17 protein-coding genes are annotated in these 18,454 nt (G+C 67.7%); 5 read left to right on the top strand and 12 right to left on the bottom strand.

What is annotated here, in order from left to right; translation table 11 throughout:
* The 7 genes from RJ1_RS41575 to RJ1_RS41545 form a co-directional block, all read right to left on the bottom strand.
* Window positions 1–941: DUF6777 domain-containing protein (locus tag RJ1_RS41575; protein ID WP_073369821.1), on the bottom strand; the 941-nt coding region annotated here is incomplete at its 3' end.
* Between the two features lie 70 nt (window positions 942–1,011).
* A complete protein-coding gene (locus tag RJ1_RS41570; protein WP_012690605.1) occupies window positions 1,012–1,386 on the bottom strand; it encodes a nuclear transport factor 2 family protein in 375 nt (124 codons plus the stop codon).
* Window positions 1,387–1,527: 141 nt separating this feature from the next.
* Window positions 1,528–2,937, bottom strand: coding sequence for an MFS transporter (locus tag RJ1_RS41565; protein ID WP_073369819.1), 1,410 nt, complete (start codon window positions 2,935–2,937; stop codon window positions 1,528–1,530).
* Between the two features lie 74 nt (window positions 2,938–3,011).
* Window positions 3,012–3,740: an enoyl-CoA hydratase/isomerase family protein gene (locus RJ1_RS41560; protein ID WP_073369817.1), complete on the bottom strand. Its 729-nt coding sequence runs from the start codon at window positions 3,738–3,740 to the stop codon at window positions 3,012–3,014.
* Window positions 3,741–3,744: 4 nt separating this feature from the next.
* Window positions 3,745–4,944 (bottom strand): acyl-CoA dehydrogenase family protein, encoded by a 1,200-nt coding sequence (locus tag RJ1_RS41555; protein WP_073369814.1) that lies wholly within the window; start codon window positions 4,942–4,944, stop codon window positions 3,745–3,747.
* A 36-nt stretch (window positions 4,945–4,980) separates the two neighbouring features.
* Entirely contained in the window at window positions 4,981–7,053 is a 2,073-nt protein-coding gene (locus tag RJ1_RS41550; protein WP_073369811.1) for an acetate--CoA ligase family protein, read from the bottom strand.
* The gene (locus RJ1_RS41545) at window positions 7,050–7,883 is read right to left on the bottom strand and encodes an SDR family oxidoreductase (protein WP_073369809.1); all 834 of its coding nucleotides are present in this window, start codon (window positions 7,881–7,883) and stop codon (window positions 7,050–7,052) included. The genes RJ1_RS41550 and RJ1_RS41545 overlap by 4 nt, the downstream gene beginning before the upstream one ends.
* A gap of 254 nt (window positions 7,884–8,137) precedes the next feature.
* On the opposite strand from RJ1_RS41545, the gene RJ1_RS41540 reads away from it, so the two are divergent.
* On the top strand, window positions 8,138–8,767 hold the full coding sequence (locus RJ1_RS41540) for a TetR/AcrR family transcriptional regulator (RefSeq protein WP_073369807.1): 630 nt from the start codon (window positions 8,138–8,140) through the stop codon (window positions 8,765–8,767).
* A 27-nt stretch (window positions 8,768–8,794) separates the two neighbouring features.
* The gene (locus tag RJ1_RS41535) at window positions 8,795–9,730 is read left to right on the top strand and encodes a DMT family transporter (RefSeq protein ID WP_073369806.1); all 936 of its coding nucleotides are present in this window, start codon (window positions 8,795–8,797) and stop codon (window positions 9,728–9,730) included.
* Window positions 9,731–9,736: 6 nt separating this feature from the next.
* Here the strand turns inward: RJ1_RS41535 and RJ1_RS41530 are convergent, their stop codons facing one another.
* From RJ1_RS41530 to leuS, 5 genes are all read right to left on the bottom strand, one after another.
* Window positions 9,737–10,177, bottom strand: coding sequence for a DUF5994 family protein (locus RJ1_RS41530; RefSeq protein ID WP_073369804.1), 441 nt, complete (start codon window positions 10,175–10,177; stop codon window positions 9,737–9,739).
* The gene (locus RJ1_RS41525) at window positions 10,174–10,683 is read right to left on the bottom strand and encodes a DUF5994 family protein (RefSeq protein ID WP_073369802.1); all 510 of its coding nucleotides are present in this window, start codon (window positions 10,681–10,683) and stop codon (window positions 10,174–10,176) included. Before RJ1_RS41525 ends, RJ1_RS41530 begins: the two co-directional genes overlap by 4 nt.
* Before the next feature lie 120 nt (window positions 10,684–10,803).
* Window positions 10,804–11,253: a DUF5990 family protein gene (locus tag RJ1_RS41520; protein ID WP_073369800.1), complete on the bottom strand. Its 450-nt coding sequence runs from the start codon at window positions 11,251–11,253 to the stop codon at window positions 10,804–10,806.
* Between the two features lie 43 nt (window positions 11,254–11,296).
* The gene (locus RJ1_RS48475; protein WP_240319865.1) at window positions 11,297–12,349 is read right to left on the bottom strand and encodes a hypothetical protein; all 1,053 of its coding nucleotides are present in this window, start codon (window positions 12,347–12,349) and stop codon (window positions 11,297–11,299) included.
* A 91-nt stretch (window positions 12,350–12,440) separates the two neighbouring features.
* A complete protein-coding gene (gene leuS / locus RJ1_RS41505) occupies window positions 12,441–15,278 on the bottom strand; it encodes a leucine--tRNA ligase (protein ID WP_073369798.1) in 2,838 nt (945 codons plus the stop codon).
* 115 nt (window positions 15,279–15,393) lie between these two features.
* Here leuS and RJ1_RS41500 point away from each other — a divergent pair, with 115 nt between their 5' ends.
* The 3 genes from RJ1_RS41500 to RJ1_RS41490 form a co-directional block, all read left to right on the top strand.
* Entirely contained in the window at window positions 15,394–15,795 is a 402-nt protein-coding gene (locus tag RJ1_RS41500; protein WP_005249154.1) for an SdpI family protein, read from the top strand.
* A 22-nt stretch (window positions 15,796–15,817) separates the two neighbouring features.
* On the top strand, window positions 15,818–16,795 hold the full coding sequence (locus tag RJ1_RS41495; protein ID WP_073369795.1) for a DUF1648 domain-containing protein: 978 nt from the start codon (window positions 15,818–15,820) through the stop codon (window positions 16,793–16,795).
* A gap of 165 nt (window positions 16,796–16,960) precedes the next feature.
* A partial coding sequence (locus tag RJ1_RS41490; protein WP_255284956.1) for a condensation domain-containing protein occupies window positions 16,961–18,454 on the top strand: 1,494 nt, incomplete at its 3' end.

The following is an 18,454-nucleotide window of genomic DNA, read 5'->3' as shown; positions in this document are numbered from 1 at the left end:
GGGGGTGGTGGGGGCGGGGGTGCTGCCGGTTCGGGTGCCGGCGCGGGCCGCGGAGCCGCCTGCTGCACCACCGCAGGCGGTGGTGAATCCACCACCGGCGCCTGGACTTCCACCGGCGCTATCGGATTCGGCCGCTCCACAGGTTGCTGCGGACCGGAGCCGATCGGCATCGTCGACAGACCACCGGTCATCAGATCCACCACGGACACTTCGGTCATCGCCAGGTTCGACGGCTGCACGACGTACAACCTGTCCTGTTGGAAGCCCGGCCACGGATCGCCCTGCACCTCCGCGTTCTCGTTCAGCACCGGCGACAGCAGCGGGCTGCCACGCACGCAGCGGACGCGGGGAACACCGTGGTCGTCGATCAGCACGATGGTTCCGGCCTCGAGCACCGATTGGAACGCGGCCGCGTGACCGTCGTCGAATCCGTGGTTGGTGACCCGGGTGTCCGCGCGGAGCAGCACGGGGGTCAGCGTCCGGACATAATTGCGCAGGTCGTCGACCTGGAAGACGCTCGACCAGGCCTGCATCCGCACCGGATCCTGCTCCAATTCGTCGACCAGACGCTGCCGGTCGCACAGCACCCGGTCGGGACTCCCGCCGTACAGACCGGCACGGTCACCGATCACGCGGATCCCGGCGGCACGGGGCTCGCCCGGCAGATCGGTTCCGGGCGGACCGAACGGAACCGTCGTCGGTGTCTGCGGCGGAAGCAGCACCTCCGTCCACGGAAGCTGACCGTTGTCGGTGGCACGGTCCAATTCGACCGGATCGGGGTTGCCTCCGGAACCCGAGGAACACGCGACGACCAGCGCGGCGGTCAGGGCCCCGACCACCGCCAGCCAGCTACGCGGTGCGCGCCCGGGGCGCGTACCGGCTCGAACGACTCGTCTGCGTCGGGCACGCCGTGAGGCCTGCCCGGCGACGTCGGTGGCCACCCCGCCATGGTAAGCACAGTCGCTGATCAGCCGGGCCGTATTGCGGTGTGGTTGCCGGCCCGGCAATCGGTCAGCTGGTGATCATGTCCTCCTGCGACCAGAACGCCCGCATCGACGTGATCTTGCCGTCGTCGTCGAAGGTCATGACGTCGATCGGCGCGATTTCGAGCTTCTGCTCACCCAGGTCGGTGACGAGGGAGAAGTGGAACGCCGCCGAGTTGCCGGCGATCTTCAGGGTCAGGAGCTCGCCGGTCTGCTTCAAGGGTTCGATCACGCCGTAGAACTCGCGCAGCGATTCCACCGACGTCCGCGGTTCGGTGCCCACGGGATCCTCCACGGTGGCACCCTCGGCGTACAGCGCGACGACGTCGTCGGCAGTCCCGGTGGCCACCGCCTCGATGTACCTCTCGACGGTCTTGCGGATGTCTTCTGCGGACGGTGCCATGATGCGAACTCCTCAGTCGAATAGAACGTGTTCTAGCCTGGAGAGTAGCGCAGCACGGCCCGGGTGGGGAGCCCTTCTCCCAGGCAGCGGGACATGGCTCCGCCCCTACCGACGTCGGCAGGGGCGGAGAGGAAATGGTCGTCAGGTTCGCGGCCCGGAGGCCTCCTCCAACTTCTCCAGCCGGGGAGCGCTCGTCCCCATCGCCGGTGACGCGGCGACCGACGACACCTCCTCCAGCGACTTTCCCTTGGTCTCGGGAGACATGAAGAAGCAGATCACGAAGGCGACCGCCGTCAGGACCGCGCCGAACAGCATCGTCGTGCCGGTGCCCAGCGAGGAGATGCTCAGCGGCAGCAGGTAGGTGCCCGTCGCGGCGCCGAACCGGCTGACGGCGGTGGCGATTCCCACTGCCGTCGCCCGGAACTCGGTGGGGAAGAGTTCGTTGGGGTAGATCCACACCAGAATGCTCGGGCCGCCGGAGATGAACGCGTACGCGCAGAATGCGGCGACGATGAACCAGAGTGGCCCGTCGGCCCACAACCACAGCCCTGCCAGCGGGAGCACCATCAGTGCCAGCGGGACCACGGCGATCGGGCGCCGGCCCCACTTCTCCACCAGGAACAGCGCGGGAATGGATCCTGCGACGATGAGCCCGATGATGACGGTTTCGACGATGAGCCCCGCGGAACCGTCGCCGGAGATCGAGAATCCCGACAGGATCGTGGGCAGGAACGTCAGCAGCGCGTAGAGCGGGGTGACGACCGCCAGGTACAGGGCGCTGCACATGATCAGCCGGGCGAGGTACTGGCCCCGGAAGTAGATCCTGATGTCGGCCTTCGGCGCGTCGGCGGTGTCCTCGACGGTGACCTTGCTCAGGTCGAGTTTCGCCCCGTAGATCTTCTCGACCACCGCCTCGGCGTCCGCCACCCGGCCGTTCTTCAACAGCCAGCGAGGCGACTCCGGGATTCCGCGGCGCACCAGGATCACGATCAGACCCAGGACGGCACTGGACGCGAGCAGGAGTCGCCAGTGGTCGTTGCCACCGGAGATGCCGACGACGAGCGCGCCGACCACGTAGGCGGCGACCGCGCCCGCCGACCACGCGACGGCCGACATCCCGACCATTGCGCCGCGCTTCTTGGTCGGCGTGAACTCGGTGAGCAGCGACGTGGCGATGGGGTAGTCGGCGCCGATCGCCGCGCCGATGACGAAGCGCAGAACGATGAGCTGCCACGGCAACTGGACGAACACCGACAACACGCAGGCGACGACCAGCACCACCAGGTCGAGGGCGTACATCTTCTCCCGGCCGATCCGGTCGGTGAGGAAGCCGAACACGGTGGCGCCGAAGAAGATACCGATCAGCGACGCCGCACCGATCAATCCCGCCTCGGCCGTCGTCGGGTGAAGCTGCTCGGTCACCCCGAGCAGGGCCACACCGATGATGCTCATGACGTATCCGTCCAGGAATGGTCCGCCACAGCACGCGATCAGGAGCTTGGTGTGGAACCCGCGTTTGGCGGGTCTGTCCATCACGTCGAAGGAACTCATGTCGTCTCCACTACGTAGATTGGTGCCGTCACCCTGGGGGTGGCGGTCGAGTCGGCCATTCTCGGCCGGTACCGCTAGGGGGTGGTCTTGTTCAGGGCCGAGTAGGCGAGCTGCTCGAGCAGCAGCGAGGCGTGGTGCGGGGCGTCGGCGCCGACGTCGAGCACCTGCTTGGTGATGCTCAGCGCCAGAGGCGAATACGCCGCGAGTTCGTGCGCGATACTCAGCGCCTGCTTCACGTGTTCTGAGGGAGGGGCGATCTCACTGACGACGCCCCAGCGCTCGGCGTCGATGTGATCGAAACGGCGGCCGCGCAGGACGAGGTCGCGGGCACGGCCGGCCCCCACGATGCGGGTGATGCGGGTGACACCACCGGAACTGGGGAGGATCCCGATTCCGATCTCCGGGAACCCGAAGACGACGGCCGGATCGGCGACCCGGATGTCGGTGGCGAGCGCCAGTTCGAGCCCGCCGCCGAGGCAGTAACCGGTGATCGCCGACACCGTGGGCTGCGGGAGAGCGGCGAGCACCTCGTACACCGACCCGGAGGTCCGGTAGTACTCGGCGATCGCTTCCGGGGTCATCTCCCGCAGTTCGGTGACGTCCGCGCCGGCTGAGAACACCGAGTCGCCCCCGGTGAGGACCACCGCACGACTGGACTTCACGTCCGGCGATGTCAACGCGTCGAGCAGCGCGGCCTCCATGTGCGTGGACAGGGCATTCCGCTTCCGTTCCCGCCGCAGGGTGACGACGGCGACATTGCCGTCGCGGTGCACATCGACGGTCCCGGTGTTCTCGGTCGGCATCGTGCTACTTCTCCCCGGCCTCGTAGCGGAACGACAGGAGGTTGTCGAGTCCCCGCTTGTTAGCCTCGTTGGCGATGACCAGGCGCTGGATTTCCGACGTGCCCTCCCAGATCCGGTCGACGCGCAGTTCGCGCCACAGCCGCTCGACGGGGTAGTCACGGATGTAGCCGCGCCCGCCGAAGATCTGGACGGCCCGGTCGACCACCCGGTTGGACGCCTCGGAAGCGGCCAGCTTCACGGTCGCAGCCTTGGCGTGCAGCGTCTTTCGCAGGTCGGCGTCGTTCGGGTCGGCCTGGTCGAACTCCCATGCCACCTGATGGGTGAGCGCCCGGTTGGTGGTGATGTCGACGACGGAATCGGCGATCATGCCCTGGATCAGCTGCCGGTTGATCAGCGGCTCGCCGCCCTGCACCCGCTCCCGCGCCCAATCGACTGCCAGGGTCAGCGCCCGCTCGGCCGCGCCGATCGTGCGGGCACCGATCATCAGCCGCTCCTCCGTGAACCAGTCACGGGTGAGGTCGTGTCCCTGTCCGATGCCACCGAGAACGGCGTCCGCTCCGACGCGCACGTTCTCGAACGTGAACTCGGGGTGCTCGTAGACGAAAGTGTGCGTGTAGCGGGGGATGTGCTTGATCTTCACACCCGGTGTGTCGACGTCGATCAGGAAGATCGTGGCGGCGTGTTCGGGCTCGACGTTGGCCAGCACGATGAGGTAGTCGGCGACGTCACCGACCGTGACGAACCACTTCTCGCCGTTGATGATGTACCCGCCGTTGCCGTCGGGGGTTGCGGTGGTGCTCGCTGCGGAGAAGTCCGAACCGGCGTTGGCCTCGGAGATCGCGACGGCGTCGCGGCGATTACCGCGGGCGCCGGGAATCAGGTAGCGCTCCCGCTGCTCGGGGGTCGCGTGGGTGAGGGGGTTCGCGGGCCGCCACACCGTGTCCCACAGCGCGTTGGTGAGCTTACCGAGTTCGTCCTGCACGACGGCCTGCTCGAGCACCGTCAGTCCCGCTCCGCCGTATTCGACGGGGGTGTTGATCGCCTGAAGCCCCGATTCGAGGACCGCCGCCTTGATCGTGGCGTGGGATTCGTCGGAAATTCCGTTGTTTCTCTCGCACTCGTCCTCGAACTGCATGATCGTGTCGGTCAGGGCGCGTGCGCGCTCCTTGAGGTCGGCGAGGCGGGGGCTGTATGCGAATTCCATGGTTCAGAACTTCCTTGTGTCAGTTGGTGTTCGGTGTCAGTGGGTGTTCGATGAGCTGAGGACGATGCGCGCGTCGAGTCCGAGGGCTTGCTTCGGAGTGACGAGTAGCGGGTTGATCTCGAGTTCCGCGATTTCGGGGTGCGCGGTGGCCACGGCCGTGATGGCGGCGATGGCGTCCGCCGCGGCGTCGATGTCGATCGGCGGCCGGCCGCGGACTCCCCTGAGCAGGGCGGAGGCCCGCAAGCTGTCGAGCAGTCCGCGGGCGGTCTCCGCGTCGACGGGTGCCAGTGCGAACGCGACGTCGGCGAGGACCTCGGTGAAGATGCCGCCGAGACCCACCATGGAGACGGGGCCGAAGCGCGGGTCGGTCTGGACTCCCACGATGAGTTCGACCCCTTCACTGAGGTCGGCCATCGCCTCGACGCAGTAGGCGGACGCACCGAGCGAGGCGTCCATGCGCGTGAACGCGTCGGCGAGTTGCTCCGCCGATCCCAGACCGAGGGCCACCCCACCGGAGTCGGACTTGTGCAGCAGGCCCATCGCTTTCAGGACCACGGGGAATCCGACGGTTTCGGCGGCCGCCACCGCCTCGGCGCAGTTCCCCACCAGCCGTGCTGCCGGGAAGTCGACGCCGGCACCGCGGAAGAGTTCACGGGAATCCCAGTACGCGTCGCTGGTGACCGGCTCGGACGACGCACTCTCTACGCTCGCATGATACTGCGGCGCAGTGGTTTCGGCGATGACGCCGAGCGCACCCGCGGCGTCCTCCACCGCTCCGAAGACCGGGACCCCGCTGTCGGCCAGCACCCGGGCCGCGGCGCTGTCGGGATGCATGGTGTGCACGACGACCGGTTTGCCGTGGGCGCGTGCCGTCACGGCCATCGCACGGGCGGTCTCGATCTCCGCTCGCGCGAGGTTCTCGCCGTAACTGCCGTAGCCGCCGAAGTATCCGGTGAGCAGGACGGAATCGATGGCCGGACTCCGCAGAATGGTGCCCAGCACCGACTCGAACGAGGTGATGTCCTGCTCCCCGGCGCCGGCGAGGTCGACCGGGTTGGCCACCCCCGCGGACGGGGGCAGCAGGGTGCGCAGGGCGCTGCTGATGTCGGCGGTGAACTCCGGCACCGCGAGTCCGGCCGCCTCGACGACGTCGGATGCGACACCGGCATGACCACCACCGTCCGCGACCACGCCGACCCGGCGCACCCCCGCGGGACCGTAGCTGAGGAGGGTGGCGGCGACGTCCGCGAGTTGCCGCGGACTCGACACCCGGTACACCCCGGCCGCCCGGCAGGCCGCGTCGATGACCGCGCTGTCCGACGTCAGCGATCCCGTGTGCGACTGCGCCCCGCGGATGGAGGCTTCGCTGCCACCCACCGTCAGCAGCAGGACCGGCTTTCCGGCCCGGGACGCCTGGGCGGCGGCGTCGACGAATGCGCGTCCGTCGCCGAAGTCCTCGCAGTACACGGCGATGAGATCGGTGTCGTCATGTTCGACGCAGGAGCGGATGAGATCGGCGGCGCCGAGATCGGCCTGGTTGCCGAGCGACGCGAACCGGGAGAAGCCGTGTCCGCGGGCCTCGAGGAACTGGCTGAGTTCGAGCGCCATGTTGCCGCTCTGCGAAAGCAGCGCGACACGTCCGGCGGGAAGCGGGTTGGAGGCCAGCGTCAGTGCGGTGCTCGAGTCCAGCACGCCCAGGCAGTTCGGCCCGAGCAGCACGGCTCCGGCGGCCCGCACCCGCGCCACGACGCGCTCCTGCACTGCCCTTCCGGCAGCGCCGAGTTCGGCGAATCCGGCGGTGACACCGACGATGGCGGTGGCGCCCGCGGCGAGGGCGTCGTCCACTGCCTCCTCGAATCCCTGTGCCGGAACGGTGATGACGACGAGATCGACCCGTTCGTCGAGTTCCGCCAGGCTCCGCAGCGAGGAGTGTCCCAGGATGCGCTCACCGCGCCGATTGACGAGGTGGACCGCCCGGTCGCCCGTCATGCGCAGAGCCTGGACGCTGAGCCAGTTGCCGTATTTGGTCTCGTCGTTGCTCGCACCGAGGATGGCGACCGACCGGGGATCGAACAGTGCGGTGAGGTCGCGGTCGACGATCGTGCTCATTCCGCCGCCTCGACCTTCGGCGCGGGATGACCCGTGCCCCAGGCGTCGGCGCCGCCGTCGATCACCAGAGTGGTTCCGGTGACGTAACTTCCGGCGGGTGAGGCGAGGAATGTGACGATCCCCGACACGTCCTCGGCGGTACCCAGCCGTCCCAGCGGGACCGCGGACGTCCACTGGGCGCGGGCCTCTTCGGTGTAGTTGTCCTGCATGCCTTCCGTCGCGATGGTGCCGGGAGCGATGCAGATCGACCGTATGCCGTACCGGCTCCACTCCAGCGACAGCCCGGAGGCGAGGTTCTCGAGGGCCGCGCGCGCCGAGGTGGCATGGACCATCGATGCGATTCCGCGGCGCGGGGAGAACGCCATGAAGAAGATGCATCCCGAACGCTGCGGAATCATCGCCCGTACGGCGACCTCCCGGGTGACCGCCCAGGTGGCGTCGACGGCGAGGCGGTGGACGGCTCGCCATCCCTTGCTCGTGATGTCCTCGGCCGGCGCGGCGAACTGTCCGCCGGCGTTGTTGACCAGGACGTCGATGCGGCCGAACCTCTCGAGGGCGCGATCGACCAGAGCGGTCACCTGCTGTTCTTCGCGAATGTCCGCGGGCACGGCGAGTGCCCGGGCGCCCAGTGCCTCGATCTCGGCGGCCGTCTTCTCCAAGGGTTCGGACCGGCGTCCGCTGATCACCACGTCGGCTCCGCACCGCGCCATGTCCAGTGCGATCGCGCGTCCTATCCCGGTGCCGCCACCGGTGATCAGCACTACCCGCCCGCGATGGACGTCGGGGCGCAGCACCTGTCCGGCGCCGCCGCCTGGGTTCTCACATTCCATCGAGCGTTCGCCTCTCGTCGCTGCCGTTCGACCTGTCGGGGTCTGACTGATGCATCAGTTATACCGTGACCCAGCCCACAGATGTCAAGGGTTCCGCGGAAACTGATTCCGCGTCCGAACGCTGCAGTGTGGGTTTTCAGGGGTTCCACCTGGGAGTATGTGAGCCAAGCGTGAAGAGCGATTGCTCTCGATGCCGAATTCGCACGTCTGACTGATGCGTCAGTTTGCGGCGTATGATTTGATGAATCAGTCAGATGACCAACGAAGGAGGGACAGTGACCGCTCAACTCACCGAGGACGCGCGCCGAACGGCAATACTCGATGCTGCGGCTCAGCTGATCGCCGAGCGCGGATACCACTCGGTCCGCATCTCCGACATCGCGCAGGTCGTCGGCACCAGCACCGGGGCGGTGCACTACTACTTCCCGGGCAAGAGTGACGTCCTGACCGCGGCCCTCCGCCACGCGATCGACAACGCATTCGACCGGCAGAGCCGCGAACTCAAGGCGATCGACAACGCGCACGAGCGCCTGCTCCGCCTGATCGACATGCAGCTGCCCCGGGTCGGGCCGCTGCGCGACGAGTGGTCCATCTGGTTGCAGTTCTGGGCCGAGGCCACGCTCCGACCCGAACTTCGCCCGTTCCACAACACGTACTACGCACGCTGGCACGAAACCGTCGTCAAGATCGTCCGGCGCGGTCAGCGGCAGGAGATCTTCCGCACCGACGTCGATCCGGAGACCATCGCCCAGCGGCTGACCGCCCTCACCGACGGCACCGCGATCCAGGTGCTCACCGGCGCACCGAACATGACGGTCGCCGCCATGAAAGAGGTTCTCGTGCAGTTCGTCCACGACGAACTCGTCGCACCGCGGACATGGTGAAGCGGACCGCTCCACGCGTTCGAGTCCATGGGCGATAGCACCACCCGCGGCCGCAGTGCCGTCGCCTGGGGATGCGGTGCGGCCTCGGCGGTCGCCTACGGTCTCACCCCGACGTTCGCCGCGATCGGCTACGCCGGCGGCGTCTCACCCGCCGTCCTCGTCTGCCTCCGCAGCCTGGTCGGTGCCGCGCTGCTGCTACTCCTGGCCTCGGCCACCGGACGGCTGAAGGCCGTGTCCTGGAAGGCGGCCGCCGGACTGTGCCTCGTCTGCGGTCCCCTCTTCGGCATCCAGCTCCTGTGCTTCTTCGCGGCGGTGCGGGTCACCGGCGCCCAGATCGCGGTCGTGATCGTCCACATCTACCCGCTGTTCGTGATGGCGCTGGTGTGGGTGCTCACCCGCACACGCATCCACCGCGGTCAGCTGCTGCTGGCCGTGGCGATGTCCGGCGGCATCGCCCTCGTCGCCGGCGCGGGCACCTCCGCGGTCGCCCTGAACGGCGCGATCCTCGCCCTCCTCAGCGCCGCCGGGTACGCCCTGTACCTCGTGGTCGGGGAACGCTGGGTCCACCAGGTCAGTCCCGTCACCGCCGGGGGACTCGCCTCCCTCGGCGCCGGCATCGCCACCGGGACGATCGCCGTCGTCGACGGACAGTCCTGGACATTCGCACCCAGCGGGTGGGGATCCATCCTGTTCCAGGGGCTCCTGCTGATGCCCATCGGGATCGGCTGCTCCTTCATCGCCGTCCGCGCCCTCGGATCGGCCGCCGTCAGCCTCCTCGGACTGCTCGAACCGGTGGTCGGAGTGCTGGCCGCGCAGATACTGCTGGGCGAGCAACTGTCGCCGGTGCAGTGGGCCGGAATGGCCGTCGTCCTGATCGCGTCCGCGGCGCTGCCGTGGATGCGGGAGAAAAGACCCCGCCCCACCGATCGGCCCCCGGCCCTGCACGGGGCCGAGAGCCGATAGCTTCGCCTACTGGTCGGCGGCGAGACCCACTGCCTTCTGCATCGCCTCGAATGCGTTGTCGGCGTCAGTGTTCGGTCCGACGATCAGGATATCGAGCCGACGCCGGTCGGTACCGAAGACGTACATGATGTCGGGCGGCTGGTCCGGATCCGGCCCGGACACCTGAATTCCGTCGCGGCGGTCGATGCCGCGTTGCGAGATGCTCAGCGAGTTCCAGTCGAAGGCGACGCGTTCGGTCGTTCCCACTCGCTCCGTCAGCGAGCTGATCAGGTCATGCAGTTCGGTGGTGAGGTTGGTGGTTCGAGGCCACCACGCCCCGTCGACACCTTCCGACACCTCGCCGCGAGCGCGCAGGAGCAATCTGGGAGTCCGAGTGGGAGCGTCGAAAGGCTGCCCACCGTCGGCCGTCGGGCGAAAGCGTCCCAGCCTGTTCTCGTCGTGTGTCATCGTCCACGCCCCTTCGCGCTCGCGGTGCGGTCGAAGCCACCCCTGATGCCCGACATCAGCAGCTCGTCGGCGGTCAGGGCTTTGTTGGAATTGGCCGCCCTGTGCATCGTCGAGTCGGCATAACGCGCGTCGGCCTCGGGGGGCACCACCAGGAGCGTCAGCCTCGTCCGCTTCACACCGCTCACGTACAGGGTGTTGAGCGGCTGGTACTCGTAGCCGTCGAGATGAACCGATCGTCCCTCGACCGTGATCCGGTGCGGCGCAGGAAGCCAGGCCTTGATGTCGTACACGACCCGATCGACGACACCCACTCGAACCGCCACCAGCGCAACCAGTTCCGGTATCTCCACGGTGAGGTCGCGGGACCGGGGCCACCAGGCACCGTCCACCGTGCCCGCACTGGGCGCTTCGGGCTTCATCCGCAGTCGCGGCGACTGCGCCGGGCCGCCGCGAGTATGGGCACCGTGAAGACGACCGGGAAAGTTGCGATCCTGTTGTAGCGTCATGACGACGCTCCCGCCTCGGCCGCGGGCGGCCGATATCTTTCGGCGGCGACGCGATCTTGGGCGTTCGCGTGCGAAGTGCCGCCGATACCCTCACCCTACGCGCAGGGGTACGGCCATCGACTACGCCGACCACTCGATCAACGGCGGACGAACCGCCGCACACAGTGGATTCCCCCGCGCGTCCGTGAGCCCGAGGCGCGCGATGATCCGTCCGGCCGCCCACGCCGCCTCCGCGGTCGCCGGAGCCACCCCGTCCCACATCAGCTTCGCGCGGCGGAACATGTCGAAACCACCCTCGCCGTCGACCGTTCCCCACGACAGGTAGACGAACCGCGCACCCGGGCGGCCCTGCACGTACGGTCCGGTGACGTCGAGACCCGTCGGCGTCGGCTTGGTCTTGCAGTCGAGCACCCAGCGCGCCGACGTCGCGCCGCCCCGACACAGACCCAGCAGATCGCCGGGTGCACCCCGGCGCTGCACGCCCACGTGGATATTGTCGTAGCCGGGGAAATTGTTCCCCGGCGGGCACGACGATCCGGGTAGGTCGGTTGCCTCGATCACGAGTTCCACCCATGTATCAAACCACCCGTGAGTACTTATTAACCGCCCGTGGTTAACAAGTACTCACGGGCGCGGAGCGCAGTCCATCGTGGTGACGAGCAGCCGCCCCGCAGTGGTGGTCTCGTCGACGAACAGGATCGAACCGTCGCACTCGCCGTCCTCGGTGTGCAGGTCGACCAGGCTCACCGCACCACTCGGCGGCTCCATGTTCGGAGAGGTAGTCCCATGCGGGATGGTCCGGGGACCGCTGACGAAGTCGGTGATCCTCGCCGGTGCGCCACCACCAGAAGACGGTCGGGCGGCTGTCCTCGCGAACGCCGGGCAGCCAGTCCCCGGACTTGTTCTCTCCGAAGACGATCACCGTGGCACCCCCGCCGAGACGGTCGGTGATCGCCTCCGTCCATCGGGTCAGCAGGTCCGCGCGAAGACGGTCCGCCACCACCAGGACGTCGACGTCGCGGATGTCGTCGAGGTCGCCGGTGCGCACATGCACCGGCCGGATCCGGTACGGCTCCAAGGCAGGATCGGCGAGGGTGGCCAGCTGTGCGTGGCTGCCACCGTGGAGGAAGGCGACCGTCGCGGCGCGGGTCATCGTGCTTCCAGCCATCGGATGATTTGCGGCCGCAAGTCGGTGGTGCCGCGACTGGAGCAGGTCGTTGCCGCCGTGCACCAGCACGCGGCCGGCGCCGAGCGGGTTTTCGTAGTCGATCGGGGCGCGGGTGCGGCCGATCGTGTGCACCACCTTGGCGCCGTCGGGCAGGTCCAGATAGCAGCCGCGGCCGTAGAACCCCGCGACGCCGATCCGTTCGAGTTCGGCGAACGGCACCGGTCCACGGCGGCCGGTGTTGTAGAGAAACGCCTTCGGATCGCTGCCGGCCCACACGGGGTGCTCCGTCACGCGCGTCAGCGCCAGGTCCGAGGGGTTGCGGAACTCGAGCTTGCGCCACCTGGTCAGTCCGTCCAGGAAGATGCGCTGCACGTGCCCGTTGACGACGACCCGGCCGCCGCGGACGACGAACGAGTTCAGGTGCTCCCGCTGCTCGGCGAGAAATTCCTGATCGACGTCCCAGGTGAGGTAGATGCCGGTGACGTCCGCGGTGCACACGGTCGGCAGGTCGTAGACGTCGATTTCACGTGCGCTTCGCGCCTGTGAGTACTTATTAACCGCGGAACGTTAATAAGTACTCACGGGCGCGTCAGCGCACTATGTTGACCATCTTCCCGGGCACGACGATGACCTTGCGCGGCTCCGCGCCGTCCAGCAGCGCCACGATCTTCTCGTCGGCCAGCGCGATCTTCTCGATCTCCTCACGCGGGGCGTCGGCCGCAACCGTCACGCGGCTGCGGACCTTGCCGTTGACCTGGATCGGGTACTCGACGGTGTCTTCCACCAGCCACTTCTCCTCGGCCACCGGGAAGGGTCCGTGCGCCAGGGACTTTTCGTGTCCGAGCCGCGACCACAGCTCCTCCGCGAGGTGCGGGGCCAGCGGTGCCAGCATCAGCACCAGCGGCTCCACCGCGACGCGCGGTGCACCGGCGGGATACGCCTTGGTGAGGTGGTTGGTGTATTCGATCAGCTTGGCCGCGGCCGTGTTGTCGCGCAGCGCCGTGTAGTCCTCGCCGACCCCGGCGATCGCCTTGTTCAGCGCGCGCAGGGTGTCCTCCGTCGGGGCGTCGTCGGTGACGCGCAGTGCGCCGGACTCCTCGTCGACGACCACACGCCAGGCGCGCTGCAGGAAGCGCTGCGCACCGACGACGTCCTTGGTCGCCCACGGGCGGGACGTGTCGAGCGGGCCCATCGACATCTCGTACACGCGGAGCGTGTCGGCGCCGTACCCCTCGCAGATCTCGTCCGGTGAGACGGAGTTCTTGAGACTCTTGCCCATCTTCCCGTACTCGCGGTTGACCTCCGCTCCCTGGTAGAAGAACTTTCCGTCCTTCTCCTCCACCTCGTCGGCCGGCACGTACACGCCGCGGGCATCGGTGTAGGCGTAGGCCTGGATGTAGCCCTGGTTGTACAGGCGGCGGTACGGCTCGCTGGAGCTGACGTAGCCGAGGTCGAACAGCACCTTGTGCCAGAACCGCGAGTACAGCAGGTGCAGCACCGCGTGCTCGACACCGCCGACGTACAGGTCGACGCCACCGGGATCGTTCGGACCGTGGATCTCCGGACGGGGACCCGTCCAGTACCGTTCGTTCTCCTTGTCGCAGAACACGTCCGGGTTGGTGGGGTCGATGTAGCGCAGCTGGTACCACGAGCTGCCCGCCCACTGCGGCATCACGTTGGTGTCTCGGCGGTACGTCTGCAGTCCGTCCCCGAGGTCCAGTTCGACGTTGACCCAGTCGACGGCCTTCGCCAGCGGGGGAGAGGGCTCCGACGACGCGTCGTCGGGATCGAACGACACGGGCGCGTAGTCCTCGACCTCCGGGAGTTCCACGGGCAGAGCCGAATCCGGCAGGGCGTGGGCGTTGCCGTCGGCGTCGTACACGATGGGGAACGGCTCGCCCCAGTACCGCTGGCGCGCGAACAGCCAGTCGCGCAGCTTGTACTGGATGGTGCCCTCGCCGGTGCCGTCCGCCTCGAGCCGCTCGGTGATGGCCTTCTTCGCGTCGGCGACGGACATGCCGTTCAGGAAGTCGGAGTTCACGATCGTGCCGTCGCCGGTGTACGCGTCCTTCGACAGGTCGCCGCCGGAGATCACCTCGACGATGTCGAGGCCGAACTCGGTGGCGAACTCGTAGTCGCGGTGGTCGTGGCCCGGGACGGCCATGATGGCGCCCGTGCCGTAGCCGGTGAGGACGTAGTCGGCGATGAACACCGGCAGCGTGTGCCCGTTCACCGGGTTCACCGCGTAGGTGCCGAGGAAGACGCCCGTCTTCTCCTTGTATTCCTGACGCTCGAGATCCGTCTTCGCCGCGATCGACTTCCGGTACGCCGCAACCGCTTCGGCGGGCGTAGCGGCACCGCCCGTCCAGCGCGAATCCACACCCGCAGGCCACTCTGCCGCGACGAGCTCGTCCACCAGTTCGTGCTCCGGTGCCAGCGTCACGTACGTCGCACCGAACAGCGTGTCCGGACGCGTCGTGAACACCTCGATCTGATGACTGTTCGCCTGGAACCGCACCTGCGCACCGTGCGAGCGCCCGATCCAGTTGCGCTGCATGGTCTTGACCTTTTCCGGCCAATCCAGGTACTCCAGGTCGTCGACCAGACGGTCCGAGTACGCGGTGATGCGCATCATCCACTGCTGCAGGTGCTTACGGAACACGGGGAAGTTGCCGCGGTCGCTGCGACCGTCGGAGGTGACCTCCTCGTTGGCCAGCACCGTGCCCAGACCGGGGCACCAGTTGACCATCGAATCGGAGTGGTACACGAGGCGGTAGGAGTCGAGGATCGCTTCCTTGTCCGACGCGGACAGCGACTGCCAGTCCCGTCCGTCCTCCACCGCGCGCTCGCCCGAGACGAATTCGGCCTCGAGCTCCGAGATACGCCGGGCCTTGCCGGCCTCCTTGTCGAACCACGCGTCGTGGATCTGCAGGAAGATCCACTGCGTCCAGTGGTAGAAGTCCACGTCGGTGGTCGCGAACGTGCGCCGTTCGTCGTGGCCGAGCCCGAGGCGGCGCAGCTGCCGCTTCATGTTGCCGATGTTGGCCTCGGTCGTGGTCCGCGGGTGCGTGCCCGTCTGCACCGCGTACTGCTCGGCCGGCAGACCGAACGCGTCGTAGCCGAGGGTGTGCAGCACGTTGTGGCCCTGCATGCGGTGATAGCGCGCGAACACGTCGGTCGCGATGTAGCCGAGCGGGTGACCCACGTGCAGACCCGTCCCCGACGGGTACGGGAACATGTCCTGCACGAACAGCTTGTCGGCGGGAACCGGACCGGCCAGAGGACCGACCGGGTTGGGCGCGTTGAACGTGCCGTCCTCGCTCCACCGGTCCTGCCAGCGCTGCTCGATCTGGCCGGCGAGCTCCGCGGTGTAGCGGTGCTGCGGGGTCGCGTCGGACGGGTTGGCGGGCTGCACGTGCTCGGTCACTGTGGTCGCTATCTACTTGGCTGACATTCTGAATTAGGGGGATACCGTCAACCAGGGTAGAGCCTCACCCCACCCGGGCTCACCTGCGCGTCCGGGTCCGCCGTATCCTGGTCTCGTGTTGATTGCCTCCGTCGTGCTGTTCGTGCTCGCCGTCGCCGTCTCCGGTGTCGCCGTTGCAGGCCTCGCCGAGCGCCTCCCACGCAACCGGTGGGCGGGTGTCCGTACCCCCGAGACGATGCGCGACGATCAGACGTTTGCGCTGGCCAACAAGGTGGCCGGGCCCACCCTTCTCGCCGCGGCCGGCCTCCTCGTCATCGGCGGAATCGCCGGAATCCTGATCGGCGGAGTCTTCGGAATCGGCGCCGTCCTCGTCAGCGTCGTCGCTGCCGCCCTCACCGCGGCGACGGGCGGATCGCTCGGTGCCCGTGCCGCCGCGGCGGTGCCCGCTGCCGACACCGGCGGCTGCGGCAGTTCCTGCGGTGCGTGCTCGCTGAAGGGCGCCTGCCAGCCGTCCTGACCGGCTGGTCACGGCCCGTCCGGTGAACACCTCGCGCGTCGTCGACCCCGCAGGCGCAGTGTTCGGTGTGCTGCTGCCGATCGTCGCCGCCGTGTCCGGTGTGGTCCTGACGAAGATCTGGGAACCGCGGCTTCCGGCGGAGATCGCCACCCACTGGACCACCACCTCGCCCGACGGTTTCTCCACCCCGATGTCCAGCGCCTGGACGTTCGCCCTGGTGACGGTCCTGTTCGGCGGTGGATGCGCGGCGATCGCCGCCCTGGCGCAGGCGATGCTGATGATGCGCCGCACCATGCTCGTCGTCGGGCTGTCCGTGGTCGGCCTGATCCTCACGGTGCAGGTCGTGATGCTCAGCGTCCAACTCGACGTCACCGACGCGTCCGACACCGAACTTCCGCTGTGGTCGCTCGGGCTCGGGGTCGCGATCGGCGCGGTTGTCGGCCTGCTCGGCGCCGCCCTCCTGCGCGACTACCGGCTCCGGGTGTCCGCCACCAGTCCACCCGACCCAAGGTTGCCGCGCGCGGTCGACCCGACCACGGTCGCGGACACGGTCGGTTTCGGCACCGTCGGCTCGCTGGTGCTGCTCGTCCTGCTCGGCGTCGCACCTGCTCTCGCGGTCTGCCAGCTCGTCGACGGGTGGTGGCCGCTCGCGGTGTTCGTTCCGGTCGGGCTGCTGATCGTGAGCCTGCTCCGCTTCCGGGTGATCGTCGATCGGTCCGGCATCCGGGTGGTGAACATGGGGATGACCGCCCTGCAGTACGGCGTCGACGAGATCGAGGGCGCCCGCGTCGACATGATCAAGCCGTTCGACGACTTCGGCGGCTGGGGACTCAAGGTGAAGGGCCGACGGAACTACGGCGTCGTGACGAGGACCGGTCCCGCCGTGATCGTCACGACGGCGTGCGGCGACCGGCTGACCGTCACCAGCGCACGGGCCGAGGAGATGGCCGGTGCGCTCAACACGTTCGCCGACACGCACGCGCGTACCACTCCGATGTAGGCCTCAAAAAACAAGTACAAACCGGTCGTGACTTTTCTGTGTTGACGGACGATGCTGAGTTGAGCGAGCACTGCACCGGATATATGAGGTCGGGCGGGGACTCGGGACCAGTTGCGCGCGCACCCTTGTCCTGCCCTGCCACGAGGTCGAGTGACGGGACACCCCATGGCTTTACACACATCGGCGCTGTCCGATGCGGCAGGGGAGAAATTCCCACTGTCGGCCGCGCAGCGCGGAATATGGTTCGCACAAAAGGTTTCGAAAAGCGTACCGATCAACATCGCACAGTACGTCGAGATAGACGGCGAACTGGACGCAGGTGTGTTCGCCGAGGCTGTGCAATCCACAGCACGAGAACTTCGCTCGCCCTACCTCAGGCTGATCGAGGTCGACGGCCAACCTCTGCAGGTGGTGGACACCGGAGCCGGCTACGACGGCTCGGTCGTCGACTTCTGCTCCGAGCCCAACCCTGCCGCGGCCGCTCTGGAGTGGATGCAGGCCGACTACAGTGCCCCTATCGATCTCCTCGAGGACGTACTCGCGGAAACGAAGCTCCTTCGCGTCTCTCAGCGTCACTACTACTGGTACTCGCGGATGCACCACATCGCAATCGACGGGTACGGCGGACTCACTGCGACCGCTCGCGCGGCGGAACGGTACAACGCAATCATCGACGGACGCGAACCTGCGCCGCTGGCGGCGATCGGGCTGCAGGACATCTACGAAGGGGAGCTCGCATACCGCAATAGCGATCGATTCGCGTCGGACCGTGAGTACTGGCTGGACCACGCGAAAGGGCTTCCCACTCCACTGAGCCTGACCGGGCGGACGGCGTCCGCCGCACCCCACGACCTGGTGGCAGCGTGCGTGCTGCCGGTCCGTCTGGCTTCACTACTCGACTCCGCCGCTGACGCCCACCGCGTCAGCACAGCCCAGATCCTCGTCGCCGCGCTGGGAAGTTTCCTCGCCAGGATGACGAGCTCCGAAGAGACGGTACTGAGCCTTCCGGTCACCGCTCGCACGACCGCCGCCCTGAAGCGTTCCGCCGGCATGGTCGCCAACGTGCTGCCCATCCGGCTCGCAGCGGGCCCCACCACGACGGTCCGTGATCTCGTGGACCTCGCCCGTCGCGAGTTGACGGGCGCACTGCGTCACCAGCGTTATCGATACGAGGACATCCGGCGGGATATCGGGTTGGGCGGCGCCGCGTCGTCGACATTCGGGCCCGTCGTCAACATGATGTTCTTCGACTCGGAGATCAGGCTCGGAAACGCTGGCGGTCGTTACCACATTCTTCGGTCGGGGCTCCTCGAGGATCTACAGGTCAATCTGGTTCGAAGCGGAAGCAATTCGCCGTTGTCCATCGAATTCCACGGAAATCCCCACCTCTTCTCGCAGCGTGAATTGGCGCACCATCATCGCCGGTTTCTGGCCTACCTCGAACGGTTCGTCACCGTCGCGCCACAGAGCGCGGCGGGCGAGATCGATCTCCTCGACGACGCGGACCGTGTGTTGGTTCCCGGTCACGGTCCGCAAGCTGAGCCACCGGTGCTCCTTCCGGACCTGCTGTCCACCGCAGCGGCGATCAAGCCTGAAGCAACTGCTCTGGTCTTCGGGGAAACAGAAATCTCGTATAGGGAACTCGATGAACGTTCGAAC

The sequence above is a fragment of the Rhodococcus jostii NBRC 16295 genome, from assembly GCF_001894825.1.
GTDB classification, from domain to species: domain Bacteria; phylum Actinomycetota; class Actinomycetes; order Mycobacteriales; family Mycobacteriaceae; genus Rhodococcus_F; species Rhodococcus_F jostii.
Note: the sequence above shows the minus strand (reverse complement) of the source record. Positions and strands in the feature narration are given on the sequence as shown.

Excerpts from the sequence above, each read along its gene's own strand:
- RJ1_RS41555 (WP_073369814.1), bottom strand. The coding sequence starts at position 4,944 with ATGGAATTCGCATACAGCCCCCGCCTCGCCGACCTCAAGGAGCGCGCA.
- RJ1_RS41550 (WP_073369811.1), bottom strand. The coding sequence starts at position 7,053 with ATGAGCACGATCGTCGACCGCGACCTCACCGCACTGTTCGATCCCCGG.
- RJ1_RS41545 (WP_073369809.1), bottom strand. The coding sequence starts at position 7,883 with ATGGAATGTGAGAACCCAGGCGGCGGCGCCGGACAGGTGCTGCGCCCC.
- RJ1_RS41540 (WP_073369807.1), top strand. The coding sequence starts at position 8,138 with ATGACCAACGAAGGAGGGACAGTGACCGCTCAACTCACCGAGGACGCG.
- RJ1_RS41535 (WP_073369806.1), top strand. The coding sequence starts at position 8,795 with ATGGGCGATAGCACCACCCGCGGCCGCAGTGCCGTCGCCTGGGGATGC.
- RJ1_RS41570 (WP_012690605.1), bottom strand. The coding sequence starts at position 1,386 with ATGGCACCGTCCGCAGAAGACATCCGCAAGACCGTCGAGAGGTACATC.
- RJ1_RS41525 (WP_073369802.1), bottom strand. The coding sequence starts at position 10,683 with ATGACGCTACAACAGGATCGCAACTTTCCCGGTCGTCTTCACGGTGCC.
- RJ1_RS41560 (WP_073369817.1), bottom strand. The coding sequence starts at position 3,740 with ATGCCGACCGAGAACACCGGGACCGTCGATGTGCACCGCGACGGCAAT.
- RJ1_RS41530 (WP_073369804.1), bottom strand. The coding sequence starts at position 10,177 with ATGACACACGACGAGAACAGGCTGGGACGCTTTCGCCCGACGGCCGAC.
- RJ1_RS41565 (WP_073369819.1), bottom strand. The coding sequence starts at position 2,937 with ATGAGTTCCTTCGACGTGATGGACAGACCCGCCAAACGCGGGTTCCAC.